General features: G+C 70.1%; 19 protein-coding genes. 8 read left to right on the top strand and 11 right to left on the bottom strand.

Annotated elements, in window-relative coordinates; translation table 11 throughout:
• Positions 1 to 12: 12 nt before the first annotated feature.
• Positions 13 to 834 (bottom strand): PIG-L family deacetylase, encoded by an 822-nt coding sequence (locus ACWEF2_RS02620; protein ID WP_453811253.1) that lies wholly within the window; start codon positions 832 to 834, stop codon positions 13 to 15.
• A 108-nt stretch (positions 835 to 942) separates the two neighbouring features.
• Between ACWEF2_RS02620 and ACWEF2_RS02625 the strand changes: the two genes are divergently transcribed.
• Positions 943 to 2,049: a glycosyltransferase family 4 protein gene (locus ACWEF2_RS02625; protein ID WP_453811254.1), complete on the top strand. Its 1,107-nt coding sequence runs from the start codon at positions 943 to 945 to the stop codon at positions 2,047 to 2,049.
• Between the two features lie 256 nt (positions 2,050 to 2,305).
• On the opposite strand, the gene ACWEF2_RS02630 is transcribed toward ACWEF2_RS02625, so the two are convergent.
• On the bottom strand, positions 2,306 to 2,692 hold the full coding sequence (locus tag ACWEF2_RS02630) for a hypothetical protein (protein ID WP_453811255.1): 387 nt from the start codon (positions 2,690 to 2,692) through the stop codon (positions 2,306 to 2,308).
• A 133-nt stretch (positions 2,693 to 2,825) separates the two neighbouring features.
• On the opposite strand from ACWEF2_RS02630, the gene ACWEF2_RS02635 reads away from it, so the two are divergent.
• Both ACWEF2_RS02635 and ACWEF2_RS02640 read left to right on the top strand, forming a co-directional pair.
• Positions 2,826 to 4,166, top strand: a complete 1,341-nt coding sequence (locus ACWEF2_RS02635) for an APC family permease (protein ID WP_453811256.1) — start codon at positions 2,826 to 2,828, stop codon at positions 4,164 to 4,166.
• 435 nt (positions 4,167 to 4,601) lie between these two features.
• Entirely contained in the window at positions 4,602 to 4,967 is a 366-nt protein-coding gene (locus tag ACWEF2_RS02640; protein WP_453811257.1) for an STAS domain-containing protein, read from the top strand.
• 97 nt (positions 4,968 to 5,064) lie between these two features.
• Here the strand turns inward: ACWEF2_RS02640 and ACWEF2_RS02645 are convergent, their stop codons facing one another.
• Both ACWEF2_RS02645 and ACWEF2_RS02650 read right to left on the bottom strand, forming a co-directional pair.
• The gene (locus ACWEF2_RS02645; RefSeq protein WP_453811258.1) at positions 5,065 to 5,799 is read right to left on the bottom strand and encodes a glycosyltransferase family 2 protein; all 735 of its coding nucleotides are present in this window, start codon (positions 5,797 to 5,799) and stop codon (positions 5,065 to 5,067) included.
• Positions 5,800 to 6,236: 437 nt separating this feature from the next.
• Complete coding sequence (locus tag ACWEF2_RS02650) at positions 6,237 to 6,521, bottom strand: hypothetical protein (protein ID WP_453811259.1); 285 nt, start codon at positions 6,519 to 6,521, stop codon at positions 6,237 to 6,239.
• Positions 6,522 to 7,437: 916 nt separating this feature from the next.
• Between ACWEF2_RS02650 and ACWEF2_RS02655 the strand changes: the two genes are divergently transcribed.
• The gene (locus ACWEF2_RS02655) at positions 7,438 to 7,734 is read left to right on the top strand and encodes a hypothetical protein (protein WP_453811260.1); all 297 of its coding nucleotides are present in this window, start codon (positions 7,438 to 7,440) and stop codon (positions 7,732 to 7,734) included.
• Positions 7,735 to 8,292: 558 nt separating this feature from the next.
• Here the strand turns inward: ACWEF2_RS02655 and ACWEF2_RS02660 are convergent.
• On the bottom strand, positions 8,293 to 10,146 hold the full coding sequence (locus tag ACWEF2_RS02660; protein ID WP_453811261.1) for a hypothetical protein: 1,854 nt from the start codon (positions 10,144 to 10,146) through the stop codon (positions 8,293 to 8,295).
• 660 nt (positions 10,147 to 10,806) lie between these two features.
• Between ACWEF2_RS02660 and ACWEF2_RS02665 the strand changes: the two genes are divergently transcribed.
• Positions 10,807 to 11,541: a DUF998 domain-containing protein gene (locus tag ACWEF2_RS02665; protein ID WP_453811262.1), complete on the top strand. Its 735-nt coding sequence runs from the start codon at positions 10,807 to 10,809 to the stop codon at positions 11,539 to 11,541.
• A gap of 86 nt (positions 11,542 to 11,627) precedes the next feature.
• Positions 11,628 to 13,070, top strand: coding sequence for a WGR domain-containing protein (locus ACWEF2_RS02670; protein WP_453811263.1), 1,443 nt, complete (start codon positions 11,628 to 11,630; stop codon positions 13,068 to 13,070).
• Positions 13,071 to 13,241: 171 nt separating this feature from the next.
• Here the strand turns inward: ACWEF2_RS02670 and ACWEF2_RS02675 are convergent, their stop codons facing one another.
• From ACWEF2_RS02675 to ACWEF2_RS02685, 3 genes are all read right to left on the bottom strand, one after another.
• On the bottom strand, positions 13,242 to 15,647 hold the full coding sequence (locus ACWEF2_RS02675; protein WP_453811264.1) for a Tex family protein: 2,406 nt from the start codon (positions 15,645 to 15,647) through the stop codon (positions 13,242 to 13,244).
• Between the two features lie 33 nt (positions 15,648 to 15,680).
• A complete protein-coding gene (locus ACWEF2_RS02680; protein WP_453811265.1) occupies positions 15,681 to 16,211 on the bottom strand; it encodes an N-acetyltransferase family protein in 531 nt (176 codons plus the stop codon).
• A gap of 65 nt (positions 16,212 to 16,276) precedes the next feature.
• Positions 16,277 to 19,423 (bottom strand): SpoIIE family protein phosphatase, encoded by a 3,147-nt coding sequence (locus tag ACWEF2_RS02685; RefSeq protein ID WP_453811266.1) that lies wholly within the window; start codon positions 19,421 to 19,423, stop codon positions 16,277 to 16,279.
• An 83-nt stretch (positions 19,424 to 19,506) separates the two neighbouring features.
• On the opposite strand from ACWEF2_RS02685, the gene ACWEF2_RS02690 reads away from it, so the two are divergent.
• Positions 19,507 to 19,833 carry an STAS domain-containing protein gene (locus ACWEF2_RS02690; protein ID WP_453811267.1) on the top strand — a complete coding sequence of 109 codons (327 nt, stop codon included), beginning with the start codon at positions 19,507 to 19,509 and terminating at the stop codon, positions 19,831 to 19,833.
• Positions 19,826 to 20,230 (top strand): ATP-binding protein, encoded by a 405-nt coding sequence (locus ACWEF2_RS02695; RefSeq protein WP_453811268.1) that lies wholly within the window; start codon positions 19,826 to 19,828, stop codon positions 20,228 to 20,230. Before ACWEF2_RS02690 ends, ACWEF2_RS02695 begins: the two co-directional genes overlap by 8 nt.
• 142 nt (positions 20,231 to 20,372) lie before the next feature.
• Here the strand turns inward: ACWEF2_RS02695 and ACWEF2_RS02700 are convergent, their stop codons facing one another.
• From ACWEF2_RS02700 to ACWEF2_RS02710, 3 genes are all read right to left on the bottom strand, one after another.
• The gene (locus ACWEF2_RS02700) at positions 20,373 to 20,645 is read right to left on the bottom strand and encodes a hypothetical protein (RefSeq protein ID WP_453811269.1); all 273 of its coding nucleotides are present in this window, start codon (positions 20,643 to 20,645) and stop codon (positions 20,373 to 20,375) included.
• A gap of 147 nt (positions 20,646 to 20,792) precedes the next feature.
• Positions 20,793 to 21,161 carry an STAS domain-containing protein gene (locus ACWEF2_RS02705; RefSeq protein WP_355599266.1) on the bottom strand — a complete coding sequence of 123 codons (369 nt, stop codon included), beginning with the start codon at positions 21,159 to 21,161 and terminating at the stop codon, positions 20,793 to 20,795.
• A gap of 355 nt (positions 21,162 to 21,516) precedes the next feature.
• Positions 21,517 to 21,846, bottom strand: a complete 330-nt coding sequence (locus tag ACWEF2_RS02710) for an isoamylase early set domain-containing protein (RefSeq protein ID WP_453811270.1) — start codon at positions 21,844 to 21,846, stop codon at positions 21,517 to 21,519.
• Between the last annotated feature and the right edge of the window lie 260 nt (positions 21,847 to 22,106).

Here is a 22,106-nt window from a genome sequence, read left to right on the forward strand (position 1 = left end):
CCGGTCCGGAGCTCATCCTTGGGGAGGAACTTCGAACGGATGCCTCAGCCGGGTGCCGGGCGGCAGGCCGCGCCTGACGTACCACTCGGTACCGAAGACGAGACGGTAGAGCGGCTGCGGGAGCTTGAGCATCACCCCCAGCGTGCGGGTGTCCGCCCCGGTGGCCTGGGAGGCGTGCGCGGCCATGCTCGCCCGTTTCCGCCGGGCGAAGCGCCGTACGTTCACCCGGTGGGTGATCTCCTCACCGGGGGAGTAGGCCCGCTCGAAGGCGCGGACGTCCAGCTGGGGATAGAACCTGCGGATCAGCCGGAGTCCCCTGAGCAGCGGGTCGCGGTTGACCGTGGCCTCCAGCACGATCGGGGTGCCCGCGATCTCGGCCGCCCGGCCGCCGACCCGGTGCACCTGGACGTGGTCGGGGTGGCCGTAGCCCCCGGCGGGATCGTAGGTGGTCAGCAGGCCGGCGTCCTCCTCGGTGAGGATCGCGGCGAGGCGGCGGGCGGCCTCCTCGGCGTCGGCGTCGATGAACGCGTTCTCCGGCCGGTCCTCGGCGACCCCGCCGCCGGGGGCCAGCCCGGAGTCGCCGTAGCCGAGATTGACCACCCGGGCGCAGCCGAGCGCCGCGGCCGACCGGTACAGCTCGGTGATCCGCGCGGCGCCCAGCGCCTCACCGGGCTCCAGGTCGGCCTGGCCGCGCTCTCCCGAGGTGGCGACCACGAGCACCACCCGGTGTCCCTCGGCGGCGAGCATCGCCATGGTGCCCGCGGTCAGCAGGGACTCGTCGTCGGGATGGGCGTGGAAGAACACAGCGGTCTTGACGGTCTTGATCGCCTTCACTCCGTTCGCGCGTCTCGGGCCGCCCGGACGGCCCTCGTCACGGCGAGATCCGCGGGAGGGATCCGGTGGGCACGCAGGCATGATCTCACGCGGGGCTACGCTGGCACGGTGAGGATCCTCCACGTCAGTGACTGTTACCTGCCGCGCCTCGGTGGGATCGAGGTGCAGGTGGCCGATCTGATCCGGATGCAGCGCCAGGCCGGGCACACTGTCGAGGTGGCGACGGCCACCCCCGGGGAACCCCTGCCCGGCGTGTATCGGATCGTGGCGAAACTCCCCTTCGACCTGCCCGTTCACCCGTTCGGGGTCGGCCACCTGCTGCGGCTGATGACGGTGCGCCGCCCCGACGTGGTGCACGTTCACACGGGCGCCGTCTCGCCGTTCGCCTGGATGGGCGTCCGCGCCGCCGTCCGCGCGGGACTGCCCGCCGTGGTGACCGTGCACAGCATGTGGGACCCGGTCACCCGCGGGGTCTACCGGGCGCTGCGGCTGCTGGCGGAGTGGCATCGCTGGGGGCTGGTGGGCACCGCGGTGAGCGAGGCCGCGGCCCTGCCGATCCGCGCGGTGGCCGGGCGCGAGGTGCCGGTGCACGTGGTCTCCAACGGCCTCGACGTCTCCGGCTGGCGTGCCCCGGAGCCGGTACGGCACGAGCCCGGCGGTGCGGTCCACGTCGTCGCCGTGGGACGGCTCGCCCCCCGCAAGCAGCCGGTCCGGCTGCTCAGACTGCTGAAGGAGGCCCGCGCCCAGGTGCCGAAGGAGATCGTGATGCGGGCCACCGTCGTCGGTGACGGCCCGGCGCGCTCCCAGATGGAACGCTATCTGCGGGCCAACGGGATGAGCGGCTGGGTCTCGCTGCCCGGCCGCTACAGCCGCGACCGGATCCGCGAACTGCTGGCCTCGGCGGACGTGTTCGTCGCCCCGGCACCCCGGGAGTCCTTCGGGCTGGCGGCGCTGGAGGCCAGGTCCGCGGGGGTGCCGGTGGTCGCGCGGGCCCAGAGCGGGGTGGCCGACTTCGTCCGTCCCGGCAAGGAGGGCCTTCTCGGCAAGAGCTTCGACGGCCTGGTCGCGGCGGTGGCCAGGCTGGTCGGCGACCGCGAGCTGCGCGCGTCGATCGCGGCGCACAACCGTGCGACCGAGCCCGTCCGCAGCTCCTGGCCGGCGGTGCTGGAGGGCTTCGAGCGGTGCTACGAGGAGGCCCGAGTCCTCAGAGGCTGACCGGTACGGGCGGGCGGAACGGGTCCGGAGTCCACACCGGAGATCACCGGTCCGGGCCGGGAGACGGGCCGGAGTTCGCGCCGGGGCCGGGCGGAGGAGGGTGACCCGCACGGGCCGGAGAACGGCGAACGCCCCCGTCGGACGACCGGCGGAGGCGTTCGAGTCGATCGTACGGCCGCCGCGCCGCGCTGCCCCCCGCAGGCGGAGCGGCGGCCGTACCGGGAGTGCCCCTTCTCCCCGAAGGGGCACGGGCTCATCAGGAGCAGGAGGTGCTGATCGCCGTCTGAAGATCCTGCGACTTCTTGGTCATGTCGCCCACCGCGGCCCCGATGGCGGCCGGGTCGCTCGCGTCGATCTTCAGCTTGCCCCACGAGGTGGAGAAGTCGTTGAGCGCGGTGGCGAGGTCGCCCTCGGCCTTGCCGGCCAGAGCCTTCAGGTCGGCGGAGAACTTCTGGTTCGCCTCGTTGAACTTGGCGATGTCGGTGCCGATCGCGGCCACGTTGCCGGCGTAGCCGGTGACGAGCTGTCCCACCTCGGCGCAGGCCGCGGTGTTGCCGGATCCCCCGCAGGCGGCGGTCAGGGAGAGAAGTACGGCTCCCGCGACGGTGGCGGCGGTGCGGCGGGAGGAGAGGGCGGAGAACATTTATACCTTTCGTGGCATCTCGTGACAGGTGGGACAGTAGGCGGATCTCCTTGCGGATCACTTTCATGACGCTTACAGGAGGGACTCCTGTTACGCAGGGTGATTTCGAGTCGTCTTTGGGTAAGAGGGCGGCATGGCTGAGGCGACGATCGAACCCGATTCTGCCCAGCACTCGCTCAAGCGGGTGATCGGGCGCAAGGTGCTGCTGCTGTTCGTGGTGGGAGACATTCTGGGCGCGGGAATCTACGCCCTGGTCGGAAAGGTGGCCGGATACGTCGGCGGCGCGCTCTGGCTGCCGTTCCTTGTCGCCTTCGTGCTGGCCACGCTGACCGCGACGGCCTACGCCGAGCTCGTCGGGAAGTATCCTCGGGCCGCCGGCGCCGCGCTGTACGCCAACAAGGCGTTCAACATCCCCTTCGTGACCTTCATCGTGGCCTTCGCGGTGCTGATGAGCGGGATCACCTCGGCGAGCGCCGCGGCCCGGGCGTTCGGCGGCAGATACCTGAACGAGTTCGTCTCACTGCCGGTGATCGTCGGCGCGTTCGCCTTCCTGGGCCTGGTGACGCTGGTGAACCTCGCCGGGATCTCCGAGTCCGTCAAGGTCAACGTGGTCCTGACGGTCATCGAGGCGTTCGGCCTGCTGGTCATCATCGCGATCGGCGTCTACGCGCTGCTCTCCGGCGACGGCCAGCCCGCCCGCGCCCTGGAGTTCCACCCGGCCAACGGCGCGTTCCTCGGCGTCCTCGGCGGCACCGCGCTCGCCTTCTACGCGCTGATCGGCTTCGAGGACTCGGTGAACCTCGCGGAGGAGTCCAGGAATCCGCAGCGTGACTATCCCCGCGCGCTCTTCGGCGGCCTGGCCCTGGCCTCGGTGATCTACCTGGCGGTCGCGTTCACCGCGACCACGCTGGTGGACACCGAGACGCTGATGACCTCGACCGGCCCGCTCCTGGAGGTCGTCAAGGTGGCGGGTCTCGCGTTCCCGCCCAAGCTGTTCGCGCTCATCGCGCTGCTCGCGGTGGGCAACACCGCGCTGATCAACATGATGATGGCCTCCCGGCTGGTGTACGGCATGGCGCGGGAGGGGATCGTGCCCAAGGTCTTCGCCACGGTCCACGCGACCAGGGCCACCCCGTGGGTGGCCATCCTCTTCACCGTGGCGGTCGCGGCCGTGCTGGTCGCCACCGGCGACGTGGGCAACCTGGCCGACACGACGGTGCTTCTGCTGCTGCTCGTGTTCACGCTGGTCAACGTCGCGGTCCTGGTCCTGCGCGGGGACCCCGTGGAGCACGACCACTACCGGGCGCCGAGTTGGATGCCCGCGCTCGGCGCGGTGGTCTGCCTCGTGCTGGCGCTGCCCGTCACCGGACGCGGCGGGGACGTCTACGTCCGTGCCGGCGTCCTGATCGCGGTCGGTGTGCTGCTGTGGTTCGTCAACAGGATGTTCCTGTCAGAACGGGAGCGCTCGTCCTGAAGGTGTGCGCAGGTCGAGAGAGGTGGGCCGGCGCGGCGGACGAGGTTTATGGGTAATAATGATCCGTTTCATATCGGGCTTCCGTTTTTTGGGGTTTGGGAGAGACTACGTCAACCAACCGGCATGTTGGAACACCTCACCATGGCCAAACCGGAACTCTTTACATAAGTCACGTGGGTTCTCCCGGTCTCCCCCATACGAGAGCGCGGGGCGGAACGGCCCGGCCGCCTCCCGGAGCCCCCGGCCGCCGCTCTCCGCTCTCCGCACGGCCTGGGCAGGGAGGGCCCGCGTGTCCTCCGCCGTACGGCGGGGAGGCGTCCTGAGAGGGGACGCGCGGTGGAGCCGTGCTGCCCGGGGTTCCCTTCTCCGCCGGACCCGCCCACCTCGTATGAGACAGTTACACGGCCGGGAGAGGTCTGGTACAGAAGGTTGATCATGTTCGTGGGAAACGAGCCGGAGTCGAGTTTCACCGCCACGTCCGGACTGCACGGCACGACACTCGTGGTGCGGGCAAGCGGAGAGCTGGATCATTACCACACCCCGATCCTGCGGGCGGAGCTCGACAGGGCCTGGAGGGTTCTTCAGTCGCCGACCCTGATCATCGACCTCTCGGCTCTCACCTTCTGCGACTCCTCCGGCATAGGCGAGCTGCTCCAGGCGCGGCACCGGGGCCATCTCGCGGGGGTCCGGCTCATCCTCACCGGCATCCAGGGAAACCTGGCCCGACGTCTCAACCTCGCCGGTCTGACCCAGGTGTTCGAGGTCCTCCCCTCCGTCGCCGAGGCCCTGGAAATCGCCTGACGCGGTGACGGCGCGTGCCCGCGCCGGGGAATCCCCCCGGCCGATCGGGGCCACCCGCGCGGCGCGTGCCCGGCCGGCGACACACCCCCGTGTGCCTTCAGGCGGTCGCGGGTTCCCGCCGGGCCGCGACGGGCTCGGCCGTACGGCGGACGCGCTCGCGCAGGATGGTCCGCAGCACCCGCAGGCCGTCCCGTACCGCGTGCAGGTTGCTGACCCCGTGGATGCGGCTGCGCTCGTGGCTGGGCACCTCCCGGATCACCAGCCCGGCCCGGGCCGCGCGGATGTTCATCAGCGTCTCGATCTCGAAGCCGTCGCAGTCGAGGGCGAGGGCGTCGAGGTGACGGGCCCAGAACGCGTTGTAGCCGTAGCAGAGATCGGTGTAGCGCGTGCCGTACAGCCGGTTGGTGGCCAGTGTGAGCAGCCGGTTGCCGAGCGACCGGAGCGGGCTGATGTCGTCCGACCCCCCTCCGGCGGCGTAGCGCGAGCCCTTGGCGAAGTCGGCGCCCTCGACCAGCGCGGTCACGAAGGAGGCGATCTCCCGGCCGTCGGTGGACCCGTCGGCGTCGATCATGACGATGACGTCGCCGGTGGCGGCGGCGAACCCCTCGATGAGGGCGTTGCCCTTACCCCGGCGGCTCTGGGTGACGACGCGCAGGCCGGGCCTGAGCGCCCTGGCGACCGCGACCGTGTCGTCGGTGGAGTTGCCGTCGACGAGGACGACCTCGTCGATCCAGCCGGGCAGGGTCGCGAAGACGTGCGGCAGGTTGGCCGCCTCGTTCATGGCGGGAACAACCACGCTGACACTGGCGGTGAAGGGAGCGCTGTTCTTCATGGGGGCAGGATGACCCCGTGCCCCTGCAGATGGCTTGACGTCCTCTTGAAACGGCCGCGTCCTGCTACTGTGACCTGCCATTATGCCTGTCAGGCAGGTCACGGCGGGACGACCTCTCTCTGAGGCCGTCCCGCCGCCGGAGGCCGTGCCGGCTGCCGGAGAACCCCCGGCCGTGGTAGGTCGCCTCGGCCGTGGCAAACCACGCTGGCCGGTGTAAATCACGCCAATCATCGGAAACTGCGCCAGCCGCCGAAAACCGCCCTGAGTCAAACGTTCTGGGCCTAAAAGGGAAGTGCCTTGCCCGACGGAGTGCGGAGGTCGAGCGGCATCGGCTCACGTGGGGGACGCGGGCGCTGGATGACGTGGATTTTTTTCACGGTTCCGCTCCTTTCTGGGCTTGATCACCGAGTGGTACCCATGTGGAGGCCAAGAATCACCTATCTGCGTATCACGTGAAGCACACCGGCCACCCGTTCCGCGGCCGTGGCGACGTCTTCGGCCTGCCCGATACGGCCGGCCCAGGACAGCCAGAACCACCACTCGCCGTCCTCCTCGTGGGCGGCCAGGACGTCCTCGGTCATGGTCGGCGCCATCGGGTTGACGACGTGCAGACGCGGATGGAGTCCCGGGGACGACTTCAGCCGCACGTGCAGGGAGTGCGACTCCAGGTGGGAGGCGAGCCGCCGTAGGTGGGCGATGGCCTCGCCGCGTTTTGCCGTCATATAGATCACTCCTGGCGTCATTGATGGCTTTCATGTGAAGAGTGATGTTTGGAGGGATGCGAGGCAATCGCCCCTCTGGTGGACCGGTGTGGGATCAGCGGCATACCTGGGAAAGCCGCCGCCGTTCCGTGGAGAACCCGCGGGTAAAGGGAATGCAATGTACGAGCGTGCTTACGCCGTGGTGGGCTCTCGTTAATCTTGTGCGAACAGCGAGCGGGAGGCGCCGTGGCCCGAGGTGAGCATTCGCCCGCCTGCGCGAGATGCTGGCGCGGGCAGGCCGAACCATAGCTGTGGTTCCCCCGGCAGACCGCCCAGGCCGTCCACGGCTGCTGCGGGGGGAGCCTGCTCAAGGCGCACCGGCCGGCCCGGGGGTGGTCGGCCAGGCAGGTCGTGCGGGAGTTGGAGGAGCCCTGCGAGCAGCAGAGTCCGGGCGAGGTGCGGGCCGGCGTCGACCTGCCTGGCGCCTCTACCGGGCCAACACGGTACGGCTCGGCCTGGCCGGTGACTACGACTCATCGAGGACGGCATGGATGATCTTGAGGCGAGGGAGTTCATCGACCTGAATGTCACCGGCGCGTACGTCGGCGAAGGAACACCTGCCTTCACAACGATCTATCGGCAGTTCGCTCGGCCTCGCGGTCTCTTTTGGTGTATGTCCTCATGCGGTCGCGGCGTCCTCTATGCGGGCGGTGTCGGGGCGGGTGGCCTCGTGCCGTGCGATGAAGGCCTCGATCCAGCCGGCCCGGTCGGCGGACCGGTCCTGTTGTGGTCGGGGGTGAGGCGATCGTCTCGGCTTGCCTGGTGGGCGTGAGGGCGAAACCGCGGTTCGGTGATGTCGCGGCCGTTGTAGGCGAGGTTGCCGCAGGTGGAGCGGCACCATGTCTGGTCAGGGCCCGCGTCGGACGGGAGGCCGAGGGTGAGTTTCGCGGTGCTGATGCCCGCCCGGTCGATGGTCTTCTTGCCGCTGATGGCGACGGGATACCGGAGCGCCGTGAAGGGGGGAGAGGAGGGGAGAAAAGTGGAGAAGGGGTGGAAAAGAGAGAAGGGTGGGGAAGTATCGCGCATGTCCTGTGGGAAAGGTGGGGATCAATATCCAGGTTTCCGGCCGGAGAAACGGAAAGTGACTACGGTGAACAGCTATGCGGACCGTCGGAAGAAAAACAAGAAAAACAGGTTTACTTCCGACCCGGTCAGGCTGTGGTGCTCCGGGTGAAGTCGTCCCGCGGCTGACCGGCGGTCCGCCGCGTCGCCGGCTGACCTGCCGCCTGTCGGCCTGTCCCGAGTGCTGAATCTGCCCCGGGTGCTGGACCGGTCCCGCCGAGGGGTGGTCGCGGTCGGTCACCGTCGGTTCCGCTGAGAGGAACCGCGGCGAAGGGGCGCTGACGAGATGCGGGCGCGGGGTGGGACCGTGGGGTCGGTGGGATCGGCGGCGATGAAGGGCCGGAGGTGTTCGGCCGGGCGGGACGCGACGGGGCCACTGAGCCCGGGGAATCGGGGGTGCTACGCGCTACGGCGCCTGCCCCCCACCATGGTGGGACGCTCCGCCGCCTGGTCTTTCTGCACTTCGGCGATGGCGGCGAGGATCGCTCGGGAGATCTTCTCTCGGGTACGACTCCGTATGGATTTTCGAGTGTCCCGCAGGAGGGACTTTACTTCCTCCTGGTCTTTGAGCAACTCATTGTCGGGCAAAGTGGACGACCGTACGTATTCGATGGGCTCCATCACGTAGATCCCATCGGGAGAGTCGTTCTTCAAGGCCGCTCCCGCCTCTCTATGTAACTGTATCGTCATTGAAGAGGGCCTCCTTACGCAAGAGTCTTCGGTATGCATTTGACCGCACCACCAGTTGGACCAGGACGTAGACGAGGTTGGCGCCTGCGAGATAGATGAGCGCGGACCACCACCATCCCACCTGGATGCCCAGTACGGCTGTGGAATCACCGACTTGGCCGGCGGCCTTGCCCAGCGGATCTGGCTTGTCCTGTTGAACCGCACCCGAGACGATAAACAGGACAGAAGCCGCTATAGATGTGAAACCCCCCAGAATAAGTGAGCAGCGGGCGGCAAGCGATGATCGAAGTACCGCCTCGGTGTCGGAGGCGAAGCCGAACCACGAGGCGGCGACCGCGGGAAGGACCAGGAGTACGGCGGGGATGTCGCTGTCGCGCGCGAGTCTTGTCATCTCGGCGACGCCGACCGCGCCGATCAGCAGGAAGGAGGTCACCGCCGTGATGGCCGCGCTGGCCAGCGTGCCCGGCGGCACCTCCCCGAAGGAGGCGGTGAGCCTGATGTTCTGCTGCTGCAGGCCGGCGAACCCGCGCATGTAGAGGTGGGCGTAGTGCTGCCCCCGCTTGCGGAGGAGCTGGAAGTAGGGCTCGTTGTCGCTGGCGGGCCTCACGTGGGCGCAGCCCCCGGAGCCGTCCGTCTCGACCTCCGATCTGCTCAGCTTCTGGCCGCACTCCGCGCAGCGGAGCGTCTGCTCCATCAGATACTGCGACTCCGGGGCCCTGACCTGCAGGTGATAGGACTGGGAGTTGTGCGCCATACCCGGGGACATCTGCACCGTCACCGGGCGCAGGCCCAGCATCAGCCGGAGCCAGTGACGGAGCCGTTTGGACTTGTTCGGCGGGATGGTCGTCCGGCTGTAGGAGATCTGCAGGCGCCGGGGGCCGGGCATCTCCGGCACGACCGCGACCACGGGGAAGGCCTGGGCGAGGGTTCTGAGAAACTCCCGGAGCCAGGTGACGGTCTGCGCCTCGTCGTCGCCCTTTCCGGTGATGCCGATGTGGGCGAGACCCGCCTGGATGGTTCTCTCGGTTGTTTTGAGGGAGGGGGTCGTGTTGCCGCATATCAGCATGAGGAAGAGGGCCTCGGCCGTGTCGATCCCCTCCGAGGCCGCGCCCGCCCCGCGGTCGTTCTCCCGCAGGGCCGCCTGGATGAGGAAGTGCAGTGACGAGGAGATGAGCTGGATCGTTTCCTCGTAGCAGAGGATGTCGAGATCTCGGCCCTCTCGGTCCCGCACATGGAAATTATCGATCATTTCCTTCTTGGGGCAGTTCAGTATGGGCACGTATATCTCTGAATTGCCGGCGTCCTCGTCGCCGGACCGGCCGCCGTCTCTGTTCTCGGTGACCTCTCTGCGCTCCCAGGAGGCGTCCAGCAGGGCATCCGACAGGGAAAGCTCCACCCTGACGTCCTGAACGATTACGCGGCCTTCGAGGGAGACGGTCTCCACCGTGCGCATCCGCGACTTCTCCGGCTGGAGGACCAGCGAGACGAACATCGGCAGGGAGATCATCTTGTCCGACAGCGCCGCCTCGGCGCGGAGGTCGAAGACCCGCTGCAGGTCCGGGATGCTCATGTCCAGCGCGGACATGCCGCTGCCGTCGGCGGTGGAGGGCACCAGGGGGGTCGCGCGTCTTCTGTACCGGTAGTTGATCACAAAGACGATCAGCGTTGTGAACGCCACCCAGGCGAGGGCCAGCGGGGGGCGCGGATGAAAGATCGACTGTGGCCCGGACGCCGCGAGAAAGGGCGACTGCCAGGGCAGCCGAAAGAAGGCCAGCCAGCCCAGTATCGCGGACACGAACCCTGCCGAGAGCGAGAAGATCCTGTGCCAGCTCATTGGATGATTGCGCAACCTCTCCGGTCTCATGCGAGCGGTTCCGTCTCGCTTACCATGGAGAAATCGCTTCAATGGCACTCCCGGTTTACCGGCTGGGGCGCCGGAGTGTCTTCTTAATGAAATTGAGACCGGAAGGCAAGGTGAATCTCTAATCTTCTATGGAAGATGCGAATTTAACCGGTAAACGCCCACAGACTCCTCAAATGTCGCTAAAGCCTACAGTTTTCCCAAACTGGACATGATCTGTGTCGACTCGACAGATGTCGTCGGCTCCGGAGTGGCCTGACGGAGCGGAGGCGTTTCCGCCGAGGAAAGACCGGGAGAGATCGAGGAGGGCTGGGAGGACCGGGAGTGCCGGTAGGGAGCGAGGAGGGCCGGGACCGGGGCGAGAGGGCTGGGAAGGGAGCCAGGGGCCGGGGTCGGGGGCGAAACCGGACCGGGGCCCGGTGTGGCGACCCTGAGGGGGGCCGCACCACCTTCGACGGTCTTCGCGCAGCTCACGGCTGTGGCGGCGGCGGAATCCCCCTGGTGCGGGCACTACTCCTCCCCGGATCCTCTCGGGGATCGGTCAGGGGCGACTGGGGATCATTTCGGGTGTTCCATGGCGGGCGCCGTCGTCATGGTTGAGTCATGGGGAGTCAAGTTTTTTCCGGATCCGGGATGATCCTTGCCGGCTACACGGCGATCGGCGCCGGGAGCGTGGCGATGCTGGGCCTGCACGTGATCACCGGTCTCGATCCGGTGCACACCGTGATCAGTGAGTACGCGTTCGAGCCGGACGGCTGGCTGCTGCCCGTCTCCCTGACGTTCTTCGCCGTCGGCGCGGCGGCTTTCGGGGGAGCGCTGGCCCGGCGCGGCCACGACCGCGGGGCCGCGGCGCTGGTCTGCGCCTGGGGACTGTGCATGGTGCTGATCGGGGCCTTCCCCACCGACGAGCCCGGGGTGCCGCTGTCCATGTCGGGGGGCATCCACCGGTACGCGGCCTTCGCGGCCTTCCTGATGATGCCGGTGGCGGGCCTGATCCTGGCGGGGCGCCACGCCACCGGCCGCCACGCCCGGTTGATGCGCCTGCTGAGCCTGGCCTCGCTGGGCGTGCTGCTCCTGGTGGTGATCCCCTACGTCGTGCGGATGTTCGGGGTCGAGCTGACCAACGACGACATCCCTGCCGGAGTGGCCCAGCGGTTGGTGGTGGGCTTCGAGGTGGCGCTGCTGGCACTGCTCGGCCTGGCGCTGGCGGCCCGGCGTGGCGGCGACCACGCCGCCCGCCCGCGCCCCTCCGCCTCCGGTGCGTGCCGTCCGCACGGGACCATCCCGCACGGGAGAGCCACCCGGGCCGGAGACCTCACCCCGGTGGGACGGCTCTCACCGGGCTCGTCGCTCTCACCAAGACCGTAGCTGCGTGGCCCATTCTGCGGAGAAGACCGGATTTGTCGTTCGGCTGCCGTACGCTCCCCGAAAATCGATCAACGGAGAGGTGTGGCATGGCGGCGCGGAGCACGTACCTGGAGCTGTCCGAGGATGGCGGCGGCTCCCACAAGTTCTATGAGGTCGTGCACGACGTGCTGCAGGTGACGATTACCTATGGCCGGATCGGTGAGCAGGGCCAGTCCAAGATCTCGGCCTTCGCCAGCGAGGAGAAGGCCGCGGCCGTGGCGGCGAAGAAGATCGGGGAGAAGGTCCGCAAGGGATACGCCCCGGCGGTCCGCGGAATGCGCCAGCGCCGCGCGGTCACCCGGCGCAGCGTGGAGAGTGTCCGCTCCACCGCCACCCAGGCGCCGGTGCTCTGGCGCTTCGCCAGCGGCGCGGCGGCGTTCGGCATCTTCGTCGACTCCGAGCGCTGCTGGGTCGGCAACCAGAACGGCGACGTCTACACCGTCACCCACGGGGGCACCGTCACCGGCCGGTTCCGGCTGCCCGACGGTGTGAAGTGCATCGTCGCCGACGACTTCTGGATCTACGCGGGGGCCGACGACGGCAAGGTCTACGACCTCAGCGGGAAGGTGCCCCGGCTCGCCTACGAGATCGCCGAGGATGTCGATATCTACTGGCTGGACATCCACGACGGAGTGCTGGGCGTCTCCGACCGGGCCGGACGGATCACCACCATCGACCACGAGGACGAGTTCCAGTGGGCACGCAAGGGCCGGGGCGACTCGGCCTGGATGGTCCGCTGCGACGACGAGGCCGTCTACCACGGCCACTCCACCGGCGTGGCCCGGTACGACGCCGCCGACGGCGCTCCGGTCTGGGAGGCCGGCCTGGCCGGTGCGGTGCTCTTCGGCTGGCAGGAGGCCGGGTCGGTCTACGCCGGCACCTCACGCGGTGCCGTGCACCGGCTCCGCAAGTCCGACGGCGCGACCGAGGCCGTCTACCGCTGCGACGCCACCGTCTTCTCCTGCGCCACCGCCCCCGACGGCCGCTACGTCTTCGCCGGGGACAACCACTCCTCGATCTACTGCTTCGACCAGAGCGGCGAGCGCCTGTGGAAACTGGCCACCGGCTGCGGCTCGGCCTTCTCCATGCAGCATCTCGACGACCGCCTCTACATCGTCACCACCGACGGCACCCTGGCCTGCATCGACGCCACGGAGGAGGCGATCAGGGCGGCCCAGGCGGGTACGGTTCCCGAGCCGGTGGACGTCAAGGCGGCGGCCGGCCTGGCCGCGGTGGAGCCCGCCGCGGCGCTGGAGACGGTGGTGCTGGACGCCGTCTCCACCATCGGTGGCGGCGTGGTCGTGGAGTGCTTCCGGGAGGGTGACCGGCTCCGGGTGCGGGTGGTCAGCGAGGGCTACGACCCGCGCTGGAACGTGCAGTTCCCCAAGGGGGTGCGCGAGGCGGGGGTCCGGTATCTCGTGGAGGGCGTCCGCAGCTCCGGGCGCGGCGGCTTCTACCGCGCCTACGGCGACATCAGGCGCCTGCTCTGAAGAGAGCCGTACGGCCCCGCCACCCGGTGCGCGGGCGGCGGGGCCGTACGGTGTCCAGCGATCCGTCAGGGGCCCGGCGGGGGAACCCGGCCCGGCGGCGGACGTCCACCGGGTGACAACCCGTCAACGCCCGGCGCCGTACCGCCCGGTGCCGTACCAACGGGTGCCGTACTAACGGGTGCCGCCGGAGCCGTCGAGTCCGGCACGGCGCAGCGCGTCGGCCATCGCGCCGCCCGGCGCGCCGCCCTGCCGTCCGCCACGGCCGCCCTGCTGCTGCCGGTCCCCGCGTCCCCGCTGTTGCCGGCCTTCGCCTCCCCGCCGGTCTTCGCCTCCTTGCCTGCCCTCGCCACCCTGCTGACCTTCTCGCCTCTGCCGGCCGTCACGCCGTTCGCCGCCGGTCTGGTCGCGGCGGCCGGAGCCCTTCGCGGGCTCGTCCTCCAGCCGGAGGGTGAGCGAGATGCGCTTGCGGGGGATGTCGATGTCGAGCACCTTTACCCGGACGATGTCACCGGGCTTGACCACCTCGCGCGGATCCCTGACGAAGGTGTGCGACAGCGCCGAGACGTGCACCAGGCCGTCCTGATGCACGCCGACGTCGACGAACGCCCCGAAGGCCGCGACGTTGGTGACCACCCCCTCAAGCAGCATGCCGGGCGTGAGGTCGGAGATCTTCTCCACGCCCTCCTTGAAGGTCGCGGTCTTGAAGGCCGGGCGTGGGTCGCGGCCGGGTTTCTCCAGCTCGGACAGGATGTCGGTGACGGTCGGCAGGCCGAAGGTGTCGTCGGTGAAGTCCTGGGGGCGCAGGGACCGCAGCACCGAGCCGTTGCCGATCAGGTTCGGGAGATCGGCGCCGGTGGTCCGCAGGATCCGGCGCACCACGGGGTAGGACTCGGGGTGCACGCTGGAGGCGTCAAGCGGGTCGTCCCCGCCGGGGATGCGCAGGAAGCCCGCGCACTGCTCGAACGCCTTGGGGCCGAGCCTGGCGACGTCCTTGAGCGCTCTGCGGGAGCGGAACGGGCCGTTGGCGTCGCGGTGGTGGACGATGTTCTCCGCGAGGCCGGCGCCGATGCCGGAGACCCGGGTCAGCAGCGGCGCCGAGGCGGTGTTGACGTCCACGCCGACCGCGTTCACGCAGTCCTCGACCACCGCGTCGAGCGAGCGGGAGAGCCTGCTCTCGGCGAGGTCGTGCTGGTACTGGCCGACGCCGATCGACTTTGGGTCGATCTTGACGAGCTCGGCCAGCGGGTCCTGGAGGCGGCGCGCGATGGAGACGGCCCCGCGCAGCGAAACGTCCAGGCCGGGGAGCTCCTGGGAGGCGAAGGCGGAGGCGGAGTAGACCGACGCCCCGGCCTCCGACACCACGATCTTGGTCAGCCCGGGGACCAGTTTCACCAGCTCGCCCGCGAGCCTGTCGGTCTCCCGTGAGGCGGTGCCGTTGCCGATCGAGACCAGCTCCACGTTGTGCGCCCTGGCGAGCGTGGCCAGCGTGGCCAGCGACTCGTCCCAGCGGCGGCGCGGCTCGTGGGGGTAGATCGTGTCGGTGGCCAGGACCTTGCCGGTGGCGTCCACCACGGCGACCTTCACGCCGGTGCGCAGGCCGGGGTCCAGCCCCATGGTGGCGCGGCTTCCCGCGGGGGCCGCGAGCAGCAGGTCGCGCAGGTTGGCGGCGAACACGCGCACCGCCTCGTCCTCGGCCGCCTGCCACATGCGCATCCGCAGGTCGATGCCGAGATGGACGAGGATGCGGGTGCGCCAGGCCCAGCGGACCGTGTCCGTCAGCCACCTGTCGGCGGGGCGCCCCCGGTCCGAGACGCCGAACCGGTGCGCGATGCTTCCCTCGTAACCGCCTGTGGGCTCGGTCTCCGGCTCCAGGGTCAGCGTGAGGATCTCCTCCTTCTCCCCCCGGAACATCGCCAGGATCCGGTGGGAGGGCAGCTTGGTGAACGGCTCGGCGAAGTCGAAGTAGTCGGAGAACTTGGCCCCCTCCTCCTCCTTGCCCTCGCGGACGGCGGCGACCAGGCGGCCCTTCGTCCACATGCGCTCGCGCAGCTCCCCGACCAGGTCGGCGTCCTCGCCGAACCGCTCGACGAGGATCGCCCGAGCGCCGTCCAGCGCGGCGGCGGCGTCGGCCACCCCCTCGCCGACGAAGGCCGCCGCGGCGGTCTGCGGGTCGGTCCGCGGGTCGGCGAGCAGGCCGTCGGCGAGGGGTTCGAGCCCGGCCTCCCTGGCGATCTGCGCCTTGGTCCGCCGCTTGGGCTTGTAGGGCAGGTAGATGTCCTCCAGCCGCGCCTTGGAGTCGGCCGCCGCGATCCGCGCTTCGAGGACCTCGTCAAGCCTGCCCTGGCCGCGGATCGACTCCAGGATCGCGGCACGCCGCTCCTCCAGCTCACGCAGGTAGCGCAACCGCTCCTCAAGCGTGCGCAGCTGCGCGTCGTCGAGCGTCTCGGTGGCTTCCTTGCGGTAGCGGGCGATGAAGGGCACCGTGGCCCCGCCGTCGAGCAGCTCCACCGCCGCCCGCACCTGCCGTTCGCGCACACCCAGCTCTTCGGCGATCCGCTGATGAATAGACGTCGTCACGATCTCTCTTCCCTTGTGATGGCAGCCACCAAGCTACCGCGTCGGCTCCTGGCGGGACCGGCCGGAGAGACGGGTCGGGGGAGAGTCCCGCGCCGCGAGTCTCTCCAGCGCCGGTCCGGTGAGGCGATAGGGGACCCACTCGTCCAGCGAGACCGCGCCGAGCGACCGGTAGAACTCGACGGCCGGGGTGTTCCAGTCGAGAACCGACCACTCGAACCTGCCGTAACCGCGCTCCACGCAGACCCGGGCGAGCGCGGCGAGCAGCCGCACGCCGTACCCCCGGCCCCGGTGGTCGGGGTGGACGAAGAGATCCTCCAGGTGGATTCCGTGCCGGCCGAGCCAGGTGGAGTAGGAGACGAACCAGAGGGCGAAGCCCGCGACCTCCTTCCCGTCCTCCCCGGTGGCGGCGATGTGGCAGAACACCGCCGGGCCGGTCCCGAAGAGCGCGTCGTGCAACTGCTCCGCGCTGGTCTCGACCTTCTCCAGCGCCCTCTCGTACTCCGCGAGGCCGCGGATCATGTCAATGATCGCCGGAACGTCCTCCGGCGTTGCGGGACGAATCATGATGGAAGTTTAGGCTGGCCGGAAAGGCGGAGCCCGTCGCGCCCCGGGGACGGCCCCGCCGTGTCTCAGGTACGGGCGAAGCCGAGCAGGGCCACGTCGTCGGGTTTGTCCTGACCGTCGACCAGGGTGAGTACCGCCTCCAGCTGGGCGTCGAGGTCGAGGCCGGCGACCCTCGTCATCTCGGCGCGCAGCCTGCTCATGCCGCTCAGCACGTCCATGGAGCGGTTCTCGATGATGCCGTCGGTGTAGAGGAGCAGCTGGTCGCCGCGGTCCAGGCGGCTCTCCGCCGTGGGGAAGACCATGGCGGGCAGGGCGCCGATCAGCGGGGCGAGCGCGCCGCCGAGGTAGTCGGCCTCCCCGCCCGCCCTGCAGACCAGGACCGGCGGGTGACCCGCGCTGGCGTATCGCAGCCACCCCGTGGACAGCGAGAGCCGCACGCACAGGACGGTGGCGTGCATGCGGTCGTACCGGCCCGTGGTCATCCGGTTGAGGCGTCCGAGGATCCGGCCGGGATCGGGGTCCTCCAGGGCGTAGGCCCGGAGCGCGTTGCGCATCTGCCCCATGGCGGCGGCGGCCCTGACCCCCTTGCCGACGATGTCGCCGATCACCAGCACCACCTCGTCACCGGAGACCCGGATCACGTCGTACCAGTCGCCGCCGACGCTCGCCTCGCTGTTGCCCGGCAGGTATCGGCCGACGATCCTGGTGCCGTCGATCTCGGGGACCTCGGGGAGCAGGGCGAGCTGCAACGTGGTCGCGACCCGGTGCTCCAGCTCCAGCTGCCGCAGGTTGTGCAGGCGCGCGGAGGTGAGCTGGGCCAGCTGCCGCAGCACCGTGTCGTCGGTGTCGTCGGCATCGCCGGGCGGGCCGATCCGAAGGCCTGACGGTCCGTGGAGATCGGGCGGTCCGGTCTGGAGAGCGCCGCCGGGCGTGGACGGCACCGGGGCGTCCGGGGCGTCCGGGGCGTCCGACAGAAGCCGGCCGTACTGCTCCGCCAGCTCAAGCACCTCGGGCTCCGAGGTCGCCTCGTTGATCGCCAGCGCGGCCTCGGTCAGCCCCCGCAGCCGGCGGTTGTGCCGGGAGCGCAGGGCGGCCAGCCGCAGGACTCCGCGTACCCGGGTGAGCAGCTCGCGTGCGGAGAACGGCTTCACCAGATACTCGTCGGCCCCCGCGACGAGCCCGGCCAGAGACTCCTCCTCACCGGCCCTGGCCGACAGCAGCATGATCGGCACGCTCCGGGTGCCCGCGTTGGCGCGCAGCCTGCGGACCAGCTCCAGACCGTCCGTGCCGGGCATCATCACGTCGGCGACGATCAGGTCGGGGGCCTGCCTCATGGCGGACTCCAGGGCGGAGCCCCCGTCGGCCACCGCCGTCACCGTCCAGTGGGGACTGAGCAGACGGACGAGATAGTCGCGCAGGTCGGCGTTGTCGTCGGCGACGAGGATTCGCCCGGGGGCGGCGCCGCCGGGGGAGACCGCCGGCGAGCCCCCGTCCGCCGTGCCGCGCCCGGCCCCCTCCTCCAGGCCGGGCAGCCAGGACGCCATCTCGTCCGACCCCTGCTCGTACGGCGTGACGGCCTCACCCAGCTGATCCTGGGGAAGGTGCGCGGAGCCGTACGGCAGGGTGACCGTGAAGGTCGTCCCCCGGCCGAGGAGGCTGTCCACCTCGATCCGGCCGCCGTGCAGGGCGACCAGCTCGCGGACCAGCGCCAGGCCGATGCCCATGCCGTCGTGCCTGCGCGAGGGTGAGCCGGGGATCCGGTGGAAGCGTTCGAAGATGTTCGGGATCTCGTGCTCGGCGATGCCGATCCCGGTGTCGGAGAACGTGACCGTCGCGCAGCCGTCGCCGGGCCGGACACCGACCGTGACGCCGCCGGTGAAGGTGTGCTTCAGAGCGTTGGAGAGCAGGTTGAAGACGACCCTCTCCCACATGCGCCGGTCGATGTGGACCGGCTCGGGCAGCGGTTCCCCCTCCACCCGCAGGGTGAGCCCGGCGCTCTCCAGCGCCGAGCGGAACACACTGGCCAGCTCGCCGGTCTGCGCCGCGAGGTCCGTCCGCTGGTAGTGGGCGCGGGCCCGGCCGGAGCCGGCGCCGGTGAAGTTGAGCACATCGTTGACCAGGGCGAGCAGCCGCAGCGCGTTGCGGCGGGCCGTCCGGAGCACGGCCTGGTGGCCGGGGCCGAGCGCGGGGTCGTCGAGCAGCTCCTCCAGTGGCCCGAGGATCAGGGTGAGCGGGGTGCGCAGCTCGTGGCTGACCGTGGCGAAGAAGGCGGTCTTGGCGCTGTCGAGCTCCGCGAGCGTCCGCGCCTCGCGCCGTTCCCGCTCGTGGGTCCGTGCGGCGGACAGCGCCCGTGACACCCCGGACGCGAGCACCTCGAAGAACTCCTGGTACGGCCCGCCCGGCTGCAGGCGGGGGTTCACCCCGCACACCAGCAGCCCCTGGAGTTCGGTGCCCGAGGTGATGGGCACCGCGACCGCCTGTTCGGAGGCGCCGAAGCGCTCACCGGGGACCGTCGTGACGCCGCCGTCTCCGGCCACGGACCGCAGGAGGTCGTCGTCGGCGGCGATCCGTTCGGGAGCCGCGTCGTGCGGCAGGGCGATCCGCAGATCCCCGTCGTCGTCGAGGAGGTAGACCAGGCTGAAGGGTACGTCGTCGCGCGCGTCGGCGAGGGCCGACACGGTGGCCCTCGCCACGTCCACCCGCGTGGTCATCCCGCTCGTCGCCACGCCGACCAGGCTCAGTGTGCGCATCCTGCGCTCTCCCAGCACCCGGCCGGTCGTCTCGCTGACCAGGCACAGCACCCCGCCGACCGTGCCGTCGGCCAGGTGCACGGGGCCGTAGGAGACGTCGAAGTAGGTCTGCTCCAGAAAGCCGTGCCGTCGCAGGAGGAAGGGGTGGTCCTGGGCCCAGAAGGGTTCTTCGGTGTCGCGCACCCGGTCCAGCAGCGGCTTCAGGACCTCCCAGGTCTCCGACCAGTTCTCCGCGGCGGGCCGGCCGAGCGCGGCCGGATGCTTGGCGCCGATGGTGGGGATGTAGGGGTCGTTGTAGATGGCGATGTACTCCGGGCCCCAGAACAGGACGATCTGGGCGCGAGCCGAGAGCGCGATGTCGACCGCGCTCCGCAGCGGGGCCGACCATCGGCCGATCGGGCCGAGCGGGGTGGCCTCCCAGTCGTGCCGGCGGATGCGCTCGCCCATCTCCCCGCCGCTCACGGGGCCGCCCTTCTGCATCTCACTCCTGGCGTATCAGGTAATGTGACGATACCTGGTCGACGAGCGGATCCCCCGGTGAGGACATGGCCATTCGCCTGGAGAGACGGACGGACCCCGACGGTTCGCGCGTGCTCCTCCTGGCCGGCGACCTCGACCGGGCCGCGGCGCGTCCGCTGGCCGCCGCCCTGAAGGACGAACTCGACCATCCGCCCCGTCGGCTGGTGTTCCAGATGACGCGGGTGTCGTTCTGCGACTCGTCGGGCATCGTCATGCTGCTGGAGGCCCACTCCGAGGCGGCGCGCCTGGGCGCGGAACTCGTCCTCGCCGGTCTCGGCCTGCATCTCCGGGAGCTCTTCCGGATCTCCGCCCTCGACCAGATCGTCCGTGTCGTGGAAGAGTCCCGTGACTGAGGGGGCCCGTGGCGGCGGGCGGAGGGTGTCGTCGTTCCCGATCGCCGGTGATCTCGCCGAGATGCGGCGGCGGACCCGCGAGTTCCTGGCTCCGGCGGTCCTGGACGAGTTCCGGGAGATGAACTTCGTCCTCGCCGTCAGCGAGGCGGCGAACAACGTGCTCGACCACGCCGGCACCGACGGTCTCGTCACCCTGCGGTACGACGACCACCGGGTCGTCGCGGAGGTCCGCGACGAGGCCGGGCTGCTCACCGACGCCGGGACGGGGCTGGTCGCGCCGCCCACCGGGGCCCGCCGGGGCTACGGGCTCTGGCTGATGCGCCAGGTGTGCGACGCTGTGGAGATCCTCCACGACCCCGCCGGATCCACGGTCCGGCTCACGATGCTGCGCCCCTGATCGGCACCGCGTCTCTCCGGGACGTCTCCCGGTCGTGTCTCCTCAGCCGCGCCGCCCGGTCGCGTTTTCCGGGGGTGTTCCGGCGCCCACCCGCGTCCGTTCCCGGTTCCGGTGTCGCGGCGGCCCGGCGGAGACCGGCGCATCAGGTCCGCGGCAGCGGGTCCCCGCGCTCTCCGATGCGGGTCGCGCACCCGCGGATCTGCGCCTCGTCGAACCGCTGTACCCCCGGGAGCTGGATCAGGGCCGCCCGCAGCGCCTCGTAGACCTCCTCGACCGGCCGGCCGCCGTGGGAGGCGGCGACGCGCCGCACCACCTGGGCGGCCCGGCCGTCGAACTCGGGTTCCCTCGTGGCGGCGGCACGCGTGGCCACATCGCGAAGGGCGGCGTTGTCCATCGTGATACGGACGCGAGACATCCTCGGTTCCCCCCGGAATCGGCATAGCCTGTCCGCCCACCCTAGAAGCCGTGAAGTGGCCGGTCACGTACCTGCCGGGGTGTCGCGCGCCGGAGATCCGCGGGGAACGGCCGAGGCCACGGGCGGCCGGGGGAGACCCGGGTGGGCTCAGCGGGGGGCCGGCAGGCTTCCCTGAAAGCCCTGCCGCAGGGATTCGTTCACATCCGGGTCGATCGGGAAGGCCGCGGCCAGCCGGGTCATCTCCAGCAGACGGCCGAGAAACCCGTGGACGCCCGCCAGCCGCAGCCAGCCGTTCTGCTCGTAGGTGCGGCGCAGCGTCGTCAGCAGCGTCCAGACCCCGGTGGAGTCGCAGAAACCCAGCTCCGTCGCGTCGATGATGATGCGGACGCGCCGGCGGGCCAGTAGATCGGAGAGCACTTCCTCAAGCCGCGGGGCCGAGGTCCTGTCCAGGTCGCCGACGAGCGACACCACCGAGAACCGTGGATGGTCGCTCACCGTGACGGAAAGCCGAGTCATGATGCCCCGCTGTCTGCAGCTGTTGAGACAGCGCCCTTATGGGAGCCGTACAGAGACGGAAACCACTCCACCCACCGTACGCCCATGGCTCATGACAGTTCAACGGTGCGGCGGTCGGCCACATGCGGCCATGTCGCCGTCCGCGCGGGAGCCGGGCGGGACCTCCGCGGGCCCGGCGTGCCCGGGGCCGCGGGGTCCGTCTCGGCCCGAGGCGTGTTCTGTGGATCTCCACCCCCGCCGGGATCACCCGGCCGGCACCCCGCTGTCGCCCATAACCCCGTTATGAGCTTCTTCTCCACCTTGCGGGGCGTCCGTCCGGCCGATCTCCGCCACGGCGGAGACCCACAGAACACCCCTAGATGCCGGCCGCGGCGATGTGGTCGGCCGCCGGGTTCCGCCACTCCACCGGGTGGAGATGACAGCCGTGCTCGTCACGGTGATCGGCGTCGGCGTCGTCGAACCACTGCCCGCCGTCCGCGAGGTAGCGGAAGCGGATCGGCTGCTGGGAGGGGACGGTGAGGGTCACCTGGTAGGTGCCGTTCTCCTTGCGCTCCATCGGGTGGGCGTAGGGGTCCCAGCCGTTGAAGTCGCCGACCAGTGAGACCCCGCCGACGGGCCGGTCGAACGGCACGGTGAAGGTGAGCTTGACCTTCCCGTTCTTGGTGGGCTTACCGCGCTTGATCATCGAGATTCTCCTGACATCACTGTCTCCGTGGGCAGCCGGCCGTGATCTCGGTGACGGTGGGACGCGAAGGTCGCGTCGGCTCCGCGAACGCGTGCCTCGCGCAGCGGGCCGCGATCGGGATGCCGGCACCCGGTCACGGCTGGCGGTAACGATCCCCATGGATCGTTACCGCCAGTCATCGCGCCACAACACGGGGTGTCGATTTTTGATCGGGATCTCGTCCGATCTTGACTGAATCGTGATGCTTGACCGGTTCGCGT

It is taken from the genome of Streptosporangium sp. NPDC004631, from assembly GCF_053601935.1.